The sequence below is a fragment of the Idiomarina sp. OT37-5b genome, assembly GCF_002968395.1.
Taxonomy (GTDB): Bacteria; Pseudomonadota; Gammaproteobacteria; order Enterobacterales; family Alteromonadaceae; genus Idiomarina; species Idiomarina aquatica.
This window is the reverse complement of sequence record NZ_CP027188.1, coordinates 1,701,649-1,719,057: the sequence shown is the minus strand read 5'-3', so window position 1 is coordinate 1,719,057 and position 17,409 is coordinate 1,701,649. Positions and strand designations below refer to the sequence as shown.

The 17,409-nt window shown below is 48.1% G+C and carries 19 protein-coding genes; 12 read left to right on the top strand and 7 right to left on the bottom strand.

The window, feature by feature from the left end; genetic code table 11:
• Positions 1-5: 5 nt before the first annotated feature.
• From C5610_RS08025 to C5610_RS08015, 3 genes are read right to left on the bottom strand one after another with little or no spacing between them, the layout of a single operon-like run.
• Positions 6-3,203 (bottom strand): efflux RND transporter permease subunit, encoded by a 3,198-nt coding sequence (locus tag C5610_RS08025; protein ID WP_105306729.1) that lies wholly within the window; start codon positions 3,201-3,203, stop codon positions 6-8.
• Positions 3,204-3,214: 11 nt separating this feature from the next.
• Positions 3,215-4,327, bottom strand: a complete 1,113-nt coding sequence (locus tag C5610_RS08020; RefSeq protein WP_105306728.1) for an efflux RND transporter periplasmic adaptor subunit — start codon at positions 4,325-4,327, stop codon at positions 3,215-3,217.
• 3 nt (positions 4,328-4,330) lie between these two features.
• Positions 4,331-5,581: a TolC family protein gene (locus C5610_RS08015; protein WP_006956205.1), complete on the bottom strand. Its 1,251-nt coding sequence runs from the start codon at positions 5,579-5,581 to the stop codon at positions 4,331-4,333.
• Between the two features lie 658 nt (positions 5,582-6,239).
• On the opposite strand from C5610_RS08015, the gene C5610_RS08010 reads away from it, so the two are divergent.
• The 3 genes from C5610_RS08010 (at position 6,240) to C5610_RS08000 (ending at position 7,644) form a co-directional block, all read left to right on the top strand.
• Positions 6,240-6,800, top strand: coding sequence for a tyrosine-type recombinase/integrase (locus C5610_RS08010; protein ID WP_011234868.1), 561 nt, complete (start codon positions 6,240-6,242; stop codon positions 6,798-6,800).
• Positions 6,801-6,922: 122 nt separating this feature from the next.
• A complete protein-coding gene (locus tag C5610_RS08005) occupies positions 6,923-7,300 on the top strand; it encodes a hypothetical protein (RefSeq protein ID WP_105306727.1) in 378 nt (125 codons plus the stop codon).
• 2 nt (positions 7,301-7,302) lie between these two features.
• Complete coding sequence (locus tag C5610_RS08000; RefSeq protein WP_105306726.1) at positions 7,303-7,644, top strand: LytR/AlgR family response regulator transcription factor; 342 nt, start codon at positions 7,303-7,305, stop codon at positions 7,642-7,644.
• A gap of 15 nt (positions 7,645-7,659) precedes the next feature.
• On the opposite strand, the gene C5610_RS07995 is transcribed toward C5610_RS08000, so the two are convergent.
• Positions 7,660-7,845, bottom strand: a complete 186-nt coding sequence (locus tag C5610_RS07995) for a carbon storage regulator (RefSeq protein ID WP_105306725.1) — start codon at positions 7,843-7,845, stop codon at positions 7,660-7,662.
• 230 nt (positions 7,846-8,075) lie between these two features.
• On the opposite strand from C5610_RS07995, the gene C5610_RS07990 reads away from it, so the two are divergent.
• From C5610_RS07990 to C5610_RS07975, 4 genes are all read left to right on the top strand, one after another.
• Complete coding sequence (locus tag C5610_RS07990) at positions 8,076-9,083, top strand: sensor histidine kinase (RefSeq protein WP_105306724.1); 1,008 nt, start codon at positions 8,076-8,078, stop codon at positions 9,081-9,083.
• Positions 9,076-9,789, top strand: a complete 714-nt coding sequence (locus C5610_RS07985; RefSeq protein ID WP_158682677.1) for a LytR/AlgR family response regulator transcription factor — start codon at positions 9,076-9,078, stop codon at positions 9,787-9,789. The genes C5610_RS07990 and C5610_RS07985 overlap by 8 nt, the downstream gene beginning before the upstream one ends.
• Before the next feature lie 29 nt (positions 9,790-9,818).
• Positions 9,819-10,667, top strand: coding sequence for an acyl-CoA thioester hydrolase/BAAT C-terminal domain-containing protein (locus tag C5610_RS07980; protein ID WP_105306722.1), 849 nt, complete (start codon positions 9,819-9,821; stop codon positions 10,665-10,667).
• Between the two features lie 160 nt (positions 10,668-10,827).
• Positions 10,828-11,838, top strand: coding sequence for an alpha/beta hydrolase family protein (locus tag C5610_RS07975; protein ID WP_157982915.1), 1,011 nt, complete (start codon positions 10,828-10,830; stop codon positions 11,836-11,838).
• Positions 11,839-11,941: 103 nt separating this feature from the next.
• On the opposite strand, the gene C5610_RS07970 is transcribed toward C5610_RS07975, so the two are convergent.
• Positions 11,942-12,742: an NAD-dependent protein deacetylase gene (locus C5610_RS07970; protein WP_105306720.1), complete on the bottom strand. Its 801-nt coding sequence runs from the start codon at positions 12,740-12,742 to the stop codon at positions 11,942-11,944.
• Between the two features lie 78 nt (positions 12,743-12,820).
• Between C5610_RS07970 and C5610_RS07965 the strand changes: the two genes are divergently transcribed.
• Genes C5610_RS07965 through C5610_RS07945 form a run of 5 tightly spaced genes read left to right on the top strand, consistent with a single transcriptional unit; the run spans position 12,821 to position 15,503 of the window.
• Entirely contained in the window at positions 12,821-13,033 is a 213-nt protein-coding gene (locus tag C5610_RS07965) for a DUF1653 domain-containing protein (protein WP_105307755.1), read from the top strand.
• 9 nt (positions 13,034-13,042) lie between these two features.
• A complete protein-coding gene (locus C5610_RS07960) occupies positions 13,043-13,561 on the top strand; it encodes a DUF1543 domain-containing protein (protein ID WP_187346261.1) in 519 nt (172 codons plus the stop codon).
• Positions 13,562-13,579: 18 nt separating this feature from the next.
• On the top strand, positions 13,580-13,990 hold the full coding sequence (arfB, locus tag C5610_RS07955; RefSeq protein ID WP_105306718.1) for an alternative ribosome rescue aminoacyl-tRNA hydrolase ArfB: 411 nt from the start codon (positions 13,580-13,582) through the stop codon (positions 13,988-13,990).
• Between the two features lie 47 nt (positions 13,991-14,037).
• Positions 14,038-14,391: a hypothetical protein gene (locus C5610_RS07950; protein ID WP_126819921.1), complete on the top strand. Its 354-nt coding sequence runs from the start codon at positions 14,038-14,040 to the stop codon at positions 14,389-14,391.
• Between the two features lie 29 nt (positions 14,392-14,420).
• Entirely contained in the window at positions 14,421-15,503 is a 1,083-nt protein-coding gene (locus C5610_RS07945) for an MBL fold metallo-hydrolase (protein WP_105306716.1), read from the top strand.
• Here the strand turns inward: C5610_RS07945 and C5610_RS07940 are convergent.
• Positions 15,455-16,696 (bottom strand): SLC13 family permease, encoded by a 1,242-nt coding sequence (locus C5610_RS07940; protein ID WP_105306715.1) that lies wholly within the window; start codon positions 16,694-16,696, stop codon positions 15,455-15,457. The two genes, C5610_RS07945 and C5610_RS07940, sit on opposite strands and share 49 nt — an antisense overlap.
• A gap of 42 nt (positions 16,697-16,738) precedes the next feature.
• Positions 16,739-17,407 carry a hypothetical protein gene (locus tag C5610_RS07935; protein ID WP_105306714.1) on the bottom strand — a complete coding sequence of 223 codons (669 nt, stop codon included), beginning with the start codon at positions 17,405-17,407 and terminating at the stop codon, positions 16,739-16,741.
• Positions 17,408-17,409 lie beyond the last annotated feature (2 nt).

Here is a 17,409-nt window from a genome sequence, read left to right as displayed (position 1 = left end):
GAACCCTAACGGCTTAAATCCTTAATTTTTTGTTTCGAAAACCAAGGATAGAGCACGGGTAAGATAACCAATGTCAGCAGAGTAGCTGATACCAAACCACCAACAATGACGGTAGCCAGTGGGCGTTGAATTTCAGCCCCTGCACCGGTTGCAAACAGCATGGGAATGAGTCCTAACGCTGAGGTTATTGCAGTCATCAATACTGGGCGGAGTCGCGACCATGCGCCATCAAACACGGCATCATTAACCGCATGCCCATCGGTTATTCTCTGGTTAATACTCTCGACCAGAACTACACCGTTTAGTACCGCCACACCAAACAGCGTGATGAAACCCACGGCGCTGGGCACCGATAAGTACTGTCCTGACACATAGAGAGCCACAATACCGCCGATGACAGCCAATGGTACATTCACCAAAATCAACATGGCTTGACCCATGGTGCCGAAAGCAAAATAAAGCAGCAGGGCGATGAGTGCCAGCGATATGGGAACGACAATGGACAAGCGCTCCTGTGCTCGTTGTTGACTTTCGAACTGGCCACCAATATCGACTGAGTAACCGGTTGGTAAATCCACCTTCTCGTCAATCGCCTTCCGAATATCGGCAACCACGCTACCCATGTCACGACCCTGAACGTTCGATTGAATCACAACGCGACGCTGTACATCATCACGACGGATTTGCGGTGGTCCTGATTCAATTGCGACGTGGGCGACTTCGCCTACGGTTACCCAGGCTCCCGAAGGAGTTAACAAGCGTAACGAGCGAATAGACTCCGGCGTATCGCGGAATTGCTTGGCCAGCCGCACGTAAATATCATAGCGCTCATTACCGCGAATGATCTGGCCTGCCGAAGCGCCACCCAAGCCATTGTCGACAACGCTCAGTACATCGGAGACATTTAAGCCGTAGCGTGAGAGTTGTTGGCGTTTCGGCGAAACCACGAGTTGTGCTTCACCTTTTATTTGCTCCATCGCTACTGCAACGGCCCCGTCAACTTGCTTGACGGCACTTTCTATTTCCTGGCCTTTACGGGCCAACACGTCAAGCTCGGGTCCAAATAGTTTGATGGCTAGCTGCGATTTTACACCTGAGAGCAGTTCATCAACCCGTGTTGCGATAGGTTGTGAAAAATTAAACAACAAGCCTGGGTGAGCGTCGAGTTTTGCCTCCATTTTTTCTTGTAAGGCGTAGCGATCCGATGCTGTTGTCCATTCAGACTGCGGCTTGAGACCCACGTATATCTCGATGTTGCTGATAGGCTCTGGGTCACCACCCACTTCAGCTCGTCCAATGCGGCTGAGTGCGTAGGTGGTTTCCGGGAACGACATCAGGATTTTTTCAAGCTTCGGAGCCACCTCTAAGGCCGTTTCAAGGTTAGAGGAGGGGGCTAATGTCACGCGAATATTAATCGTGCCTTCTTCCAATTCGGGCGCAAATTCTGTGCCGAGACGAGGCACTAACACCAAAGCGCCGACAAACAGCACACCGGCCAGGGTAATAACAGCCTTTTTACTGCGTAACGCCACCGATAATAGTCTTTTATAACCATTATCTAGTGGTTTAAGCAGTTTATTTTCACGAGGCTTAATACCCCGACTGAAAAAGTAACTGGCTAATGCCGGGACAACCATAATGGCCACAAAAACCGCGGAGATAATGGCCAACATAATACTGATCGCCATGGGCTCAAATAATTTAGCTTCAACACCCTGAAAACTAAACAGTGGCATAAAGACCACCAAGATAATCATGGCGGCAAAGAATACCGGTCGTGCCACTTCGTTAGCCGCTTCCTTAACTCGCAGCTTGATACCATGGCTATCGAGTTTGGCTGCCTGAGGATCCGGGTCGCGGTGCTCTGTGCGTTGCTCGGCGTCGCCTTGGTGTTCACTATCCGGACGACTTAAGTGCTTAAAGATGTTTTCAACCATCACCACGGAGCCGTCGACCAGCATACCAATGGCAACAGCAATCCCGCCCAGCGACATCAGGTTAGCTGACATGCCCATCGCGGACATTACCATCAGGGCAATGGCGATAGAAACGGGAATGGACAGTAACACTAAAAAAGTAGCGCGTATGTTGAGCAAAAACAGTGCTAATACTGCGATAATAAAGACAAAGGCAATGAGCAGTGAATATGCGACCGTAGATACGGCTTTTTGTATTAAATCGGCCTGATCATAATACGGCTCAAAGGTGACACCCTCGGGTAATGCTTGCTGAATAAGCGGAATGCGCTTTTTAATACCGTCGATGGTGGCTTTGGTATTCGAGCCCATGCGTTTGAGCACAATACCCGACACCACTTCGCCCAGCTGGTTGACCTCGCCGTCGACTTTACGCGACATTGAGACCGCTCCCTGGCGAATTTCACTGCCGATTTCGACGTCGGCAACCTGGCCCAGTGTTACGGAAACGCCGTCAACGGTTTTGAGCGGTATTTGTTGTATCTGCTGTAGACCTTTTTTACCGCTTTCCAGCCAGCCGGTGCCGCGAATAACCAACTGCTCCTGACCGCGGGGCATATACCAACCACCAACGTTACCGTTATTCTTGTTGACCGCGCCCATGACGTCTTGCTGGGTAAGGTCGTAAGACAGCAGCTTGGCGGGATTGAGGTTAACCTGATATTGCTTAACTTCACCGCCAAAGGACAAGACTTCGGTAATTCCCTCAACGGGCATCAGTAGCAGTTTAACCACATAGTCGTTAAGACTGCGTAGCTCCATGCTACTGACATCAGAGCCCGGCTCGGCAAGTAGCAGATACTGATAAACCTGGCCGAGACCGGAAGAGTTAGGGCCCATTTCGGGCGTGCCGACTCCCTCTGGAATCAATTCCTTTGCCGCTTGCAGCCGCTCGAATACCAGTTGCCGGGCAAAGTAGATATCGACACTCTCGTCAAATACCACGGTAATGCCCGATAAACCTGTTTTTGAGATTGACCGAACTTCTTTGACGTCGGGCAGGGCATACATCACCGACTCTATCGGATAGGTAATCAGCTGCTCGACTTCGGTCGCTGCTAATCCGGGTGCTTCCGTATTTACCGTTACCTGAACGTTGGTAACATCGGGAAAGGCATCCAGATTAAGTTTGGGAATAATAAAAAATGACGCAATGCTGATGCTGAATAAAGCCAATACCAATAACAGGCGATTGGCGACAGCAAACTGAATAATGCGCTGAAACATACAACCTCCTGTTAGTGGTTATGTGGGTCAAAACCGCCTTTAGCGATTTGTGAGCGAACGAAAAACGCGCCGTTGTCTACGTATTTTGTGCCTTCCTTAACGCCTCGAATAACTTTCCACGGACCCTTTTCATCAACCAATTCGACTTTCTTCGGTTCAAACTTTCCGGGTTCGTGCTCAATGAATATCTGCCAGTCACCATCAGGGGCCCGCATTAAGGCTGAGTCCTTAACTGCAAGCACCGGTCCATCCGACTTGACTGAGAAATAAACATCCGCAAATAAACCAGGGTGTAATTGGTCCTTTTCGTTATTTACCGCAAGTCGTACCGTTCGGGTGCGGGTTTTATGGTCTATTGTGTGGCCTTCCTGAATGACTTTTGCCGCAAAGCGCTGATTGTCGACACTCACTGTAACAGGATCACCAAACTGCACACTAAGGTCAGCTGAGCCTGGTAGACGAGCATTAACCCACAAGGTTTCTTCTTGCAGCACTTCAACCAAGTGATTACCGGCATTAACTTGCTGGCCTTGCTTGAAGTTATCGCTAACCACAATCCCGCCAATTTCTGAGGTCAGTTGGTATTCGCCGATAGGGTAGTTAGCTTTACTTAAACGCTTAATGTCGCTGGCTGACATACCAAATGCTTTGAGTTGCGCTTGCGCTGAGGTAAAGGCGTTTTTCGCTTCGACAAAGCGTTTTTCACCCACCGTTGACTCGCCGAGTGACTGCACGCGTTGCCACTCGTTAAGTGTGACCAAATACTGACTTTGCGCCTCCGCCATGGTCGCGCTGAAGAGGGTTGCCAGCGGCTCACCTTTTTCGACGTGGTCGCCAATACTGACAAAACGTTTGAGCACGGTCGAGTCGATGCGCGGACTCACGATATAGCTGTTAAAGTCGTTAGCAACCACCTCGCCCGGGGCATAAACCGGGTATTCAATGACTTGAGTTTGCAAGGTTCGCGTGGTGATATCTGCCATGGACAGCTGCTTGCTGGATAGCTCCACGCCTGCACTTTCCTTGTGGGTAGTTTCTTTTTCGTCGTGTCCGTGTTCATCCTGCGCCATAACCGAAAAGCTCAGCGCAAGTGCTATTGCTGCGTATAAAGGTTTTACTGACATCGTTTACTCTCCAATCTCTGCGTTTGTTGGCTGGCTTAACGGCGATAACGTCAGTGCTTTACTGAGTTCGCCCGAACGGTACAACCATTCAATGGCGGCCAACCGATATTGTGTTTGCAGCGCTATCCCTGCAAATTGGCTATCGAGCTGCTGTTGCACAGCGGTGAGGTAGTCTGTGGTGGATAGGTCACCGGCGAGCCAGGACTGCTCAATCACCTGCATCGACTCATCCTGCCGAGATTGGAAGTCTCTTTGCCAGCTTTGCCATTGTTTTTTAACAAAGCGGTAGTTGTTAAGGGACGATTTCAGTGCTGCTTGCCATTGTTGGCGTAGCGCAATCAAACGTTTTTCTTCAGCAACAGCTTCGCTATTGGCTGCGCGCACCGCATCGCTGTAGTTATTGCGAACCTGTAGTGGAATGCTGAATGATAAGCCAATTACTGTTTCGTTATCGCTCTCGCCCGCTTCGACGCCTACGGTTGGGTTGGCGGTGGTTAACGAGCGTTTCCAGTCGACATCGGCGCGCTTTAATTGCCATTGCAGGTAAGCGGCTTTTAACGCTGGATGTTGTTGCCAACGAGCCGTTAACGCAGGTTCAACGTTAAATAGCTCCTCATTAATGGAGAGTTGACCGACATCAGACGTTGTTAGCAGAGCGTTTAACTCTGCTTCAGCGGATTGCAGTTGTTGATAAGCCGCTGCCGTTTGTTGCAGTTGCCGACTTAGCGCGAGTACCGTCAGTTGTTCGTCGACGGCACCTAAGTCACCGGCTTTACGTCGTTCGGCAACCAGGCTTATCGCCTGTTTAACGATTTTCTCTTGCTGCTCAGCCAGTGCGTAACGCTGTTTTGCGTCCAGCCATTGCACATAGGCATTCAACAAAGTTTTAGCATGCGATGTCGCCGACTGGCGATAAATACTCACTGCCATAGCCGTCATGGCGTCACTCTGACTGGCCCTTGCTTCATTGCGAGTGCTCCAGTCCAGCGTCTGGCTTAGACCAACAGCGTAATTATTGATGTCACCCTCGCGCTCTAAGCGTGACGATAAGCTAGGGTTGTACAAAGGCTGATTTAATTGTTTGCCCTGTTGGATCAGCGCTTCAGCCTGCTGTTGAGCGGCTTCAACACTGGGGTGTTGCTGCACAGTTTTTTGCCATTGCTCGGGCAACTGTTGTGCATTGGCGTAGCTTGAACTTATTGCCAGACTTACGGCAACAAACAAGCGTTTGCTATGTGTCGAAAACGGACCCATAGATAGACTCCTCAGTCATATTACTGCGTAAAATAATGATTTCTTGCGCTGCTAACGCAGCTTATTAGGCAGTTATGAGGAGATGGGAGGCCGGAACAGCGGAGATGATAGAGGGTTAGTGTAAAACTCAGTATACCCAGGACGTATTGTGCCCATTCGTGGTAACGCGAGAGTTTTTTCAGCCTTCATGGCATATAAATGAAATGAACCATGGCAGTGACAGCAATGATGGCAGTCAAAGCTGATTTCGCCACTTTTAGGTAGGTTTCGCTTATCGATGTGCGATTCGTCATGCTCAAAATTGAGGTGTTGCTCAGAAGATGACTGGTGAGATTGATGCACGTCAGCAACCGACTGACTGATTTGAGTCAGAACGGCAGCAATCACTAGTAATAAAAATCCCAGTCTAAGCATCATTACCTACGGTTTAAAAAGACGTCACTACGGTACATTAATTAAAAGTCGTTCTCAATCAAAGCTTGAACTTCCCATAATTTAAAAGATATATCATCAAAAAGAGTGGTTCTGTTTTGATTACTACTAAGTTCCTAAAATAAGGAATTGGGAACAAGCAAACCCACTAAAAACGGGCTATTTACCCCTTTATACCCTCTTAAGTACTCAAAATCACGTTTTACAGCAAAAAAGGAACTCGATCATGGCCGAAGTACAAGCGGTTAAAGATCTGGATACCGTGAAGCTGATTAGCTACCTTCTCAAACGAACTTATGGTCAGCAAATTGCGGACGTTTGGGATGTAGGCTTGAACCTGGCATTACGGATCTCGGATCTGCTATCCATCAAGTTTGAAAATATACACGATGAGCGTCTGACCTTGGTTGAGGGAAAGACGTCAAAACAAGCGACTATTAAATTGAACGACAAAGCACGGTCTATTATTGGTCGCATTAAAGAAGAGCATCCCGAGCATATCTACCTGTTTCAGTCTTACCGGAACCAATGGTCCAAAGGTTTGGACGAGGCCCCGATTAGCCGCCGTTACGTTTCGCGGGCGTTCGCGGCGATAGGGGAGGAGGTTGGCATTAAACTTGGAACTCATTCAATGAGAAAGACCCGAGGCTATCACCTTTATAAGAACACAAACGACATCGCCAGGGTAATGAAGATGCTACGTCATAGCTCTGAGGCTGTGACGCTGCGTTATATTGGCATTACTCAGGAAGATGTTGACCGGGACTTTGCTGAATTAGAGCTATAGGGGCTGAGTGCCCCTATTTTTTGTTTCGTATACCTAGAGTAACAACCAAGCGAAATTAAAACCTATATCACCTAATGGCAGTTACGGCTGCAGTTAATTAACTGTCAATTAGGAGAACATTTATGCCGAACGTAACGGTCGTATACACCAAGTCAGAGCTAGAGCGAGCTATCGAAAGGCAAGACAAAACGATAGCCGTAAAAAGCGCGTCGTTGGCTGATGACGTGAAAACATTGAAGTCAGCATCGTCTGGTGCTTTTGCGCTAGCTGTTGGCTCAGCTGGAGTCTTTGCCACCAACTTCTGGAATCCGCTGGGATGGGGCTCAGGTATTATCGGGACCTTATCTACTGGCTCACTGATCACCGCCATAGTGGCGATAGGGCTTAGCACAACGTTGCTGTTTGCTATTTACAATGACTATTCAATAAAAGGGCGAACGTCGATTCGACTGGCTGGTGGTAATAGCATCGATGCCGACCTGGTTATGGAGAGGGACTAGGTATGGCTAGCATGAGACGAAACATAATTGCCGTTAAAACGCGTCCTGGTGAGGTTCGTTTTGTTGCGGTTGCTTCTATCGAGCGTGTAGAAGCGTGTGGTAATTATGTGAAGATTTACTTTGGCAACGAGCGGGTAATGCATCGAGCAACGCTATCGGATATGGAAGAAATACTGGACGATAGATTCATTCGAATCCACCGAAGCCATATTGTAAAACGCGAGCACCTTCGAAAGCTTCTATCCGAGCTGGATCGATATCAGGAAGTCGAATTAGCTGACGAAACAGTGCTTCCGCTTGGTGGCAACTATAAGCGCCAGCTAATGATAGAGCTTGGATTGTAAGGGATAGGCTCAGGGTTAAGTCACCCTGGGCTTATTTTTTGTCTTAGGTGCCTGCGTGACAGCATCGTCGCGCATAACGACGACGTCTGCTGGTGCATCGATACCAAGCTTTACCTGGCCATCTTTGACCCTACAAACAGTGACGGTTATGTCATGACCTATTGTTACCTTCTCGGATAAACGGCGGCTGAGAATAAGCATATTGAAATCCTTTTCAATGGTTGATTTCGAACTTATAGAGTAACCATATTTACGTATAAGCGTACTACAAGTCGAAAAATCGGATTTCTATTGAGTCCGCTGTTCGCTCAAAGCGGACGAACCCTAGCGACAGTTCAACACGTTAATTCAACCATTCAGTCAGAAACACAGTGACACTCAGCTTCAGGGCTTTAATAATGTCTGCATAACCAAAAGCAGCGGACATACCGATGCCAGAAATCACTAAAAAAGAACTGTTTATTGCATTACTCGGGTTAAGTTTTATCAGTGCCACGATTACCTTTCTCGACTGGTGGCAACGAGGGCAGGCAGGAACCAATGACGCTCTGTTAGCTGGGGCTGTTGCGATTGTCTTCCTATTTTGGGTACCTATTTCTTCGGCTGTATTCGCTATCAAAAGGCTCGGCATCAACAATATTTTCTATGAGCTGCTTCTATGGTTTGGCTGCTTTTATATCGGCTATCGAATCTGGGGCTTTGCTCTAGCAGGCATTTATCCAGGTGTTGAATTTGGTTGGCTTGACGTCTTTTTCATGTCAATTCCCTGGGCTATTGGAACGTATATTCTTTATCGTGCCTACAGAGCCTACAAAGCATTACAAACCGAACGTTTGCTGCGCCAGCATGCTGAGTTGAATCAACTCAAGCACTCCTTGCATCCTCATTTCTTGTTTAACAGCCTTAATACGTTAACGGCTTTCATTACGTCGAATCCGAAAAAGGCAGAGCTGCTGACTCACGATTTAGCGTCCGTGTTGCGACATATCCTAGATACGAATAATGTCGATACCATCAGCCTCAAACATGAATTAATGATCCTACAAAAGTGGCTGAATATAGAGCGTGCTAGGCTCGGTGATGATTTGAAAATCGATATAGACATTGATGAAGCAACTCTAGATGTGCAGATTCCCCCGTTTTTGTTGCAACCAATACTGGAAAACTCAATTAAACATGCCACGCGGCTTCCAATTGAATTAACGTTAGCGTGTAGAGCTCGTGGCAGTGCTTTGCAGGTTATTATCCGCGACAATGGTCCCGGTTTTCCTGACACAGTTCTGGCTACTCAACTTGAAAACTTAAAGCATTCGGGACTCGGTTTGAGCACGACAATCCGACGGATTGGTCTTATGCGCCATGCCAATATCCAGCTGTCGAATAACCCAGAGTCTAAGGGAGCGGTTGTCAACATCAGCTTGGAGTCCAATCATGATTAATACCCTTTTTATCGTTGACGATGAATACGCAAGTAGACTGAAGCTGAATCAGCTTATAAGTGCATTACCCGAGTGGCGTATTGAAGCCAAGCTAAGGTCCGGAGAGGAGCTTTTTCAGCGTCTTTCAGAGTCACAACCCGATGTCATTTTACTCGATATTAATATGCCAGGACTGAATGGAATCGATGTGCTGTCGCAATTAAACCGGCAACACTGCAATAGCGAAGTTATCTTCACAACGGCACACAGCCGTTATGCCGTTGAAGCCTTCAACGGTGCCGCCGCTGATTACGTTCTCAAACCGATTAGCCTACAACGACTTCAGCTCGCACTTGAACGAGTCGCTGAGCGGCTGCGACTAAAACGAGCCCAAACGCTGCCACAAACATTGATTAGTCAGGTGGGGCAACGTATGAAAAACGTAGGAATTGAGGATATCGATGCCATTATTATCGACAACGGGACGCAAGTGGCCCATTGCGGTTCGCAGACTTACCCTTTAGACAAGACATTAACTGAGCTGGAGCAACAACTGCCAGCACACTTTCTCCGTGTCCATCGTGGCGCAATCATTAATCGGCTTCGATTGAGCGAAGCCGAGCGCTGGCTTAATGGGCGCTTGCTCTTAAGATTTATTCACTCCGAGCTGGAAGTATTAACCAGCCGAAATGGCGCACGCCAACTAAAAAGGCACTTAACGATGTAGTGCTTAACCCTAAAAAATAAGGAAAAATAATGAAAAAATTAATAACACCATTTTTACTGGTGGGGGCTCTTGCGTCCTGCGAAAACGCACCAGCACCTGATTTATACACCAATTACATTAGCGACGGAGAAGCACACCCGTTAGTCATTTTGGTAGGAGGAAGTGACGGTGGTAATTACTTTGCCAATCCAAATATGAAGCCGTTGATGGATAGATATCACGATTATGGATTCTCTGTTGCATCAATGGGTTACTTTGATACGTTGGGAACGCCCGATAGCCCTATTGAGCTGTCTTTAAACGAAATTGACGCGCGTATTAAGGCAATAACTGAAGACTCGAGCATTAAAGGTCAGTGTGTTGCACTTCTCGGTTTCTCAAAAGGTGCGGAATTATCTTTGTTGCTTGGCAGCCATTTTAATACGGTTAATCACATTGTTGCTGCATACCCGAGTCATGTTGTCTGGAATGCAGTGAAAACACCAATGAGCTATTCAAGCTGGAGCATCGACGGACAGCCACTACCTTACATTGAGGCCCCTTTATTATCTTTTGACATGCTATCCGGAATTTTTACCGGTGAGTACCGAAATGCCTTTACTGACGCTTTATCGGAAGCTTCCCCAAAAGAGTTAAACGATGCTGCAATTCCTGTCGAGAAGATTAAAGGCTCGGTTACGCTGGTCTCAGCAAGGCAAGACCAAATTTGGCCTTCATTCGAAATGGCTAATAAAATTGAACAAAGGTTGTCAGATAATAGCTATGAGAACCCCGTGCTGCATATCGATTTGGATGGAGACCATTACAGTTATAACAAAGAAACAATGGATACTGTCTTGACTCATCTAAAACGTGTCATGGGTTCGGAATGTAACTAAGTATAAGCCAGCGTGTTTGCTGGCTTGCACTGACTAAGAATAAATCCTAATGGAACGGTTATCGAGTTTAAACCAGAACGAGCTATCGAAAGACCCGTCAATTGCTGATAATGTATTTCATTAACGGTCTACTTTTAATAGCAATCATAAGGACATGAAAATGTTAAGAAAAACGTATCTTCTTGTTGTGGCTGCAGCCATCGGAATATTGACGTTTCCCCTGTCTTCGAACGCTCAGGATGAGGTTTCTTTACTAAAATCGGATACCTGCTTTACGGGGCCTTTTTCCAGTTATGAACGCTGGATGAATGTAATTTCCGGCGGAAGCCGTGAAAAAGCCGAGGACTTTGAAGAACGATTAACGAGAAATACCGCCTTTTACAAAAAGGAGCAGTTTGAAAATTATCGAGAAACGATAGATTGCCGCACCATGATCTACAAAGTCGACGATGCCATCGTCGACGGTTTTTATATTGCGCCATCAGATCAATCAGACTTACCGGTCGTAATTTATAATCGGGGTGGCAACGCAACTTATGGCGCTTGGATATTTGGGAATGTTTATCTGCGGCTGTTTGATATAGCAAAAGAGCATAATGTTGCGATTTTTGCGACGAATTACCGTGGTGTTTTTCCAACATTACCTGGTAACGATGAGTTTGGTGGTGAAGACGTTAAAGATGTGCTGGCGTTGCCTCAGTTGTTTAGCGAATTTCCCGCCGTAAATCCAGAGAAGGTTGCAGTATATGGAGAAAGTCGTGGTGGTATGCAATCACTATTGGCATTAAAGCAGGGCCTGCAAGCCGATGCTGCGGTATTGTTTGCCGGACAATATGACTTTGTGGAAGCACTGAAACATCGACCGGAAATGGAAAAGGTGTATAGAGCCAGAATTCCGAATTATGAAGAGAACAAAGCAGAGGCGTTGAAAAAGCGGTCAGCAATCCACTGGGTTGGTGAAATTGATAAGGATATTCCGGTTTTGCTCATTCATGGCGAACAGGATCAGCGGGTTTTGGTTGATTCAAGTATCGCGTTGAATAAGGTTCTGGAAGCGGAGGGCTTTAAACATAAGCTTTCGGTTTATGAAGGTCTTGGTCATCAGTCAGCCCCCAAACGAAAGCAAATAGTCGCAGAAATGATCTCGTGGTTTAAACAACACTGGGACTGATCCGTTAACAACGGCGAGGGTTGGCCGAGGTTGAACCAACTCGGCGGGAGATGAATGATTTGTTAAAAATTCATCTCCGCCAGGTGCTTATCGCATTACCTTGCTACACCAACACACGTTCAATATCGTCATCGATTTTAACGGTGGCGATGTCATCGGCGCGGGTTTTACCGCGGGTTAAAATGGCGAGAGGCTGATGGCATTCATTGGCCTGGCGGGCGAAGCGGTAACCGGAGAAAACCATTAATGACGAGCCAATAACCAATAAGCCACCGCTGTCCGTTAACGCTTGTTTCGCCGCCGCAACGCGGGTTTTGGGAACGGTATCGCCAAAATAAACAACGTCGGGTTTTAAAATGCCTCCGCAATTCAGGCAATCAGCAATTTGGAATTTTGAAAAATCGGTTTCAATGTCCGCGTCACCGTCCGGTAGAGCCGTGGCGTCCATGTCGGCAAATTCGGGGTTAAGTGCCAGGCAGCGCTCATGCATATCAAGCCGCGGTGATTGTGCTCCGCAACTCATACACACCATATCATTGGCATAACCGTGCAGATTGATAACGTCGGTAGCGCCGGCTTTTTGGTGTAAACCGTCGACATTTTGCGTAATGATGGTACCGATCAATCCTGCCTGTTGCATCTTAGCCAATGCCCGGTGAGACGCATTGGGCTGAGCATGAAAAAGCACTGGCCAGCCATGCAATGCACGCGCCCAGTAACGCTTGCGGAGCAATTCGTTGGTCATAAAGTCGCGGTGCTGTATGGGCGGCGAGCTTTTCCAGTTGCCATTGTGGTCACGGTAATCAGGGATGCCCGAAGCCGTGCTTATCCCGGCCCCGGTTAATACGGTTACCGGTTGATTTTGATGTAAGAAATCCAGCAGTTGTTGTTTGTTCGATATCATTGGTTTAAATAGCGATTTATCGTCAGAACGAAAGCCTATATGATCATGAAAAACAAAGGAACCGGATGCGCGAAAGATATGACAATAACAGCGGGTATTTACGAACATTATAAAGGCAACCGCTATCGGGTGATTGATACGGTGACGCACAGCGAAACAGAAGAACTTCTGGTACTCTATCAACCCCTTTATGGTGAGCAGAAATTATGGGTTAGACCCTATGCGATGTTTACTGAGTCAGTCACTATTGATGGACGCACGGTTGCGCGGTTTCGTTTTATCGAGGAGTAATTGAGCGGCATGCAAAAACTTTTTTTAACCTACATTGGTGGCACCGCTCCCGGCGCTAATATTGAATTGCACGATGTCCGTTTTGTTGTTGGCGAGAGCATGGAACAAACGTATCCGGCGATTCGCGCCGGCTGGTTTGGCACCCAAAAAGGCCTTCACCTCGACAGTTACGTGCAGTTGCATCACGTTGATGGCTATCGCATTGAATTGTCGCAGGAGGCACCGCAGGATTCAGCCAAAAAGCTGTTTTTTGTTAATTTTGGCGGCTATTTCGACGGTAAGTTGGCGGAGTTTCATGATTTTACGTTAGTCGTTGCCGATTCGGCTCAGGCCGCAAAAGCGTTGGCTAAAGCGCAAGTGCTTAAGCGCGGGCTGGCGGGCGCCGAACAGGTTCATAAAGACGATTTAATCGCCGTTGATGACTGTCTGTGTGTGGATCTTATTGACAACCATCACATTCACTTACATTACGATGGCCAGCAGCAAGCGCTCGTTCCCGACTGGAAGGGCTATCAGCCACTACCTTAAAAGAGGCTAGACGCGGACATGATTAACATTTCTCAGCGGGTCGAAATCGCTGAACATGAAATTGAGTGGCAGTTCATCCGTTCCAGTGGCGCCGGCGGCCAGAACGTTAATAAAGTTGCGACGGCCGCGCAATTGATTTTCGATATTCAGTCTTCGTCACTACCGGACTTTTATAAGCAACGGCTACTTAGGCTCGCTGACCACCGCATTACGCAAAGCGGTAAGATCATTATCAAATGCCAGGAAACTCGCAGTCAGGCGCGTAATCGTGAGCTGGCTCTGGAGCAGCTGATCGAGCTTATCCGCAGCGTTGCGCGGGTGCAGAAAAAGCGCATTGCCACTCGGCCCAGTAGGGCAGCTAAGGAAAAGCGCCTGCAAAGTAAAAAACAGCAGGGACAGAAAAAAGCGCTGCGCAAGAAAGACTTTTAACATCAACATCGTGCCTTATGAAAAAAACATCAGAATCAAGCCAGAAAATGTCAGAACCATCCTACGGAATGCAGGATTCACCCACGACCGTCAAACATTTGCTGATTGTGCACGGTTTCGGCGCGTTGTTCGCCATCCTGTATTATTTTTATAAGGTGAGCCAACAGCCGACCGCGTTTCGCAAGGCGCTGGCCGATGCCACAATCGAGTCGACTATTCTGGGCGCCTGTTTTTTTGCTACGCTGCTTATTATTAGCCTGATGACCGGCAATGTTGTCACTCGTTTTGGTTTGTTGTCGATTAGCGAGGCCAGACTGGCAGTAACCATTGCACAGGCTGGATTAGCTGGCTTCATGCTCTTTCATTTGGGGGTTGTCTGGTACTTAGTGAACATCACCTAATTACATCATCTTTACAAAGGACATACCCCATGCAACGAATCGATTTGTCGCTTGTTTACGGGCTGACTTTCCTGCTGGTTTTCCTGGTGTCGGGCTGCTCAAGTAACTCGGTGACGATTCATGACAACGGTAAGCAGCCGTACGATCAGCAGACTCGCCAATTTAGCAATTTGTATGTTGGCGAAAAGGACTATCCGCTAACCTGTCGTGATGATTGCTACGCTCCGCGAGAGGAACTCACTTGTCGTGAAGGCGTGTGTCAGTATCAGGGAAATTACTCAGCAGCGCAGTACGAAGGCGCTTTTATTGTGCAATGGTTTGGCCATGCGCAGTTTGTTGTTGCGACGCCCTCTGGTGAACGGTTTCTGATTGACCCAGTGTTTGAAGAGTTTGACTGGCCGATAAACTGGCTGCATGCCTGGTTTAATGGAGACTATCGATCGCATTATCCGCAATTTAATCAAGATAATCGACAAGCCACTGACGCTGTGCTGTATTCGCATGTGCACTATGATCACTTCAATAAAAGTGACATTAAATCGCTGGGTAGTAATAAGGAGTATTTTGTGCCGCTTAATGTTGCTCCTCATATACCGGCGATGGGTGCATCGGTTAACGAGATGGGCTGGTTTTCGAGCAAAGCGTATAAAAACACGGAAGTCGTTGCGCTGCCGGCGCATCACTTCAGCAGTAGAACTTTTATTCCCTTTATTTACGACGACAGCAACCGGACATCCTGGAACGGGTGGTTATTGAAAAGCGCGGGCAAGACGTTGTTTTTTGCAGGAGATACCGGCTACTCGAAGCATTTTAGCGATATTTTTCAACAGTATGGCGCAATTGACGTGTGTCTGATGCCGATCGCGTCTTATCACAGTGACGATCATCCTAAATGGTATCGCTACGTCCACATGACGCCGGAAGATGCTGTGACGGCTGCCAAGGATTTGCGTTGCAAAGTGATCATTCCATGGGGATACGGCAACGCCAGTTGGGGTATGGGAGACAAGTCGTCTCACGCGCCTTTGTTGCGCTTTCTGGCGATGCTGGAACAGACTGAGGTTCAGACTAAGGTCGTGATACTGGATGAAAAAAGCCACAACCATAAATAAGCGGCCGCCATGCTCAACAGGGTGATAGGAATCCCTACGCGGGCAAAGTCGTTGAAGGTCAGAAACACGCGCTGCTGAGCGGCTCGTTCCGCAGTAATGATGTTGGCCAGACTGCCGGTAATCAGCAGGTTACCGGCGAGGGTGGTGAACAGTGCCAGCCACTGAAAAACGATTTGCGGCAGAGTATCGACCAGTTTTAGTAACAGCATAACGGCGGGAACGTTGCCAATGGTATTGCTACTGAGAAGAGAAAACAACGCAGCACTCCATTGTGTGGTCGGCAACCAGCCGGCCTCGCTGAAGCTGGCAACCAGCTCCGTTACGGCAGGCGCGTTGGCAAAAGCTCCCGTGACAATAAACAGTCCCGTCATCATGATCAGCAAGTTGATATCAACGTCTTTCAGCAAAGTGGCTGTGTGCATACGACCCAAAATGCTCAAGCCGGCGGCCGCTGTTAACGCGACTTGATAGCCGTGCCCGGGCGCAACGATGAAGCCGCCAACCACAACCACGAGTGCCCCCAGTGATAAAATGGTGGTGAATCGATCAACAGCATGGCTGTTGCTGAAGGTGTTCTGTTTGTCGGGCGTCGGTACCAGCGCATCGCGATAAACCCATTGCAACACGGCGTAGATGATGACCACTGTGGTCAGAGCGGGCAGACCTGCAAACAGCGCATAGTTGATAAGCGAGAGTTGGCCAACGTCGGCAAGCAGGATGTTCTGCGGGTTGCCAATTAAACTGGCCGACGAGCCGGCGTTAGCGGCAAATGCCAACCCCAGCAGATGCGGTTTTGGGTTTATTTTCTTTGCGGCACAGATTTCACACAGTAACGGCGCCAGGGCAAATACCACAATATCGTTCACTAACACCAGTGAAAACCCACTGCTTAACGCTAAGCTGACCAGCAACATCCGTTTCGGCGATACTTGTGGGTGGGTCATGCGTGCGGTGAATACACTGAAGGCTTGGGCATGTTGCAAATGCGCACCGATGATCATCAATGAGAACAGCGTCAGCAGAACCGGCAGCTCGACCAGCTTTTCGACATTCTGCAACGGCACGATACCGCCACCCAGCAATACCATAGCCCCGATGAGTGCTATCCCGGTGCGGTTGATGCGGGTGCCTGGCAGTCTACCTAGTGCCATTACCAGATAGGTGATCAGAAACACGATGGTTACAGTGGTCATTAGCAAGGCTTCTCGTCAGTGGGCTAGCGGCAATCGGATGGGTTAACGGCGGGTACCAACCACCATCCTGCAGTCAGCAATGGCGTTATCATCGCTCATCGGGGTTAACGTTATCACGTCGATTTTACCTAAATTATCAGAGCGAGTTTCACGCGCAATACGATAATAGAAATTGACGTATGGTTGTTGGTTGTGTAACCGCAGATACGGTGTATCAGGAATTTCCCAGCGTCCGCTAAGCTGGCGACCATTCTGTCGATAGGTAAAGTGCTTGTCGTCACTCAATGTCAATGACGCATGGCTATCGCAGCGCTCAGTTTGGTAATGCTGAGCGTACCTTAGCGCGGATGACGCAAGCGATGCCGCGCCGGGTGGTAGCAGGTATAAACCGAGACTGTTTTGTTTATACCAATGTTTACCTTGCTTCAACGGAATCAGTTGTAAGGCGGAGTAACCTTCTTGTTCGAGCGTTTTTACGACGGTATCTAACGCGCGGTCATCGAGTAGCAACGGGCTGTACATAACAGTAGAACGTTCTACGTTTGCCGGAAAGGGAATGTTTACCGATGTCACGTCAAAGCCCCGCTCAGCCATAGCTTGGCGAAGTGAGGCGGTGTTTTCATCGGTTAAATAACGCTCATTGAGATAAATTCCCGGCGACTTGGAGCAACCGAGTAATACCAGCGGGATGAACGTTAGTAGCCATTTCATGT

What these genes read in the sequence shown, in the direction of transcription:
- C5610_RS07980 (WP_105306722.1), top strand. Translation starts at nt 9,819, where the DNA reads ATGAAAAAATTAATAACACCATTTTTACTGGTGGGGGCTCTTGCGTCC.
- C5610_RS07995 (WP_105306725.1), bottom strand. Translation starts at nt 7,845, where the DNA reads ATGCTTATTCTCAGCCGCCGTTTATCCGAGAAGGTAACAATAGGTCAT.
- C5610_RS08000 (WP_105306726.1), top strand. Translation starts at nt 7,303, where the DNA reads ATGGCTAGCATGAGACGAAACATAATTGCCGTTAAAACGCGTCCTGGT.
- C5610_RS07965 (WP_105307755.1), top strand. Translation starts at nt 12,821, where the DNA reads ATGACAATAACAGCGGGTATTTACGAACATTATAAAGGCAACCGCTAT.
- C5610_RS08010 (WP_011234868.1), top strand. Translation starts at nt 6,240, where the DNA reads ATGGCCGAAGTACAAGCGGTTAAAGATCTGGATACCGTGAAGCTGATT.
- C5610_RS08025 (WP_105306729.1), bottom strand. Translation starts at nt 3,203, where the DNA reads ATGTTTCAGCGCATTATTCAGTTTGCTGTCGCCAATCGCCTGTTATTG.
- C5610_RS08020 (WP_105306728.1), bottom strand. Translation starts at nt 4,327, where the DNA reads ATGTCAGTAAAACCTTTATACGCAGCAATAGCACTTGCGCTGAGCTTT.
- C5610_RS08005 (WP_105306727.1), top strand. Translation starts at nt 6,923, where the DNA reads ATGCCGAACGTAACGGTCGTATACACCAAGTCAGAGCTAGAGCGAGCT.
- C5610_RS08015 (WP_006956205.1), bottom strand. Translation starts at nt 5,581, where the DNA reads ATGGGTCCGTTTTCGACACATAGCAAACGCTTGTTTGTTGCCGTAAGT.
- C5610_RS07945 (WP_105306716.1), top strand. Translation starts at nt 14,421, where the DNA reads ATGCAACGAATCGATTTGTCGCTTGTTTACGGGCTGACTTTCCTGCTG.
- C5610_RS07935 (WP_105306714.1), bottom strand. Translation starts at nt 17,407, where the DNA reads ATGAAATGGCTACTAACGTTCATCCCGCTGGTATTACTCGGTTGCTCC.
- C5610_RS07990 (WP_105306724.1), top strand. Translation starts at nt 8,076, where the DNA reads ATGCCAGAAATCACTAAAAAAGAACTGTTTATTGCATTACTCGGGTTA.
- arfB (WP_105306718.1), top strand. Translation starts at nt 13,580, where the DNA reads ATGATTAACATTTCTCAGCGGGTCGAAATCGCTGAACATGAAATTGAG.
- C5610_RS07950 (WP_126819921.1), top strand. Translation starts at nt 14,038, where the DNA reads ATGTCAGAACCATCCTACGGAATGCAGGATTCACCCACGACCGTCAAA.
- C5610_RS07975 (WP_157982915.1), top strand. Translation starts at nt 10,828, where the DNA reads ATGTTAAGAAAAACGTATCTTCTTGTTGTGGCTGCAGCCATCGGAATA.
- C5610_RS07940 (WP_105306715.1), bottom strand. Translation starts at nt 16,696, where the DNA reads ATGACCACTGTAACCATCGTGTTTCTGATCACCTATCTGGTAATGGCA.
- C5610_RS07970 (WP_105306720.1), bottom strand. Translation starts at nt 12,742, where the DNA reads ATGATATCGAACAAACAACAACTGCTGGATTTCTTACATCAAAATCAA.
- C5610_RS07960 (WP_187346261.1), top strand. Translation starts at nt 13,043, where the DNA reads ATGCAAAAACTTTTTTTAACCTACATTGGTGGCACCGCTCCCGGCGCT.
- C5610_RS07985 (WP_158682677.1), top strand. Translation starts at nt 9,076, where the DNA reads ATGATTAATACCCTTTTTATCGTTGACGATGAATACGCAAGTAGACTG.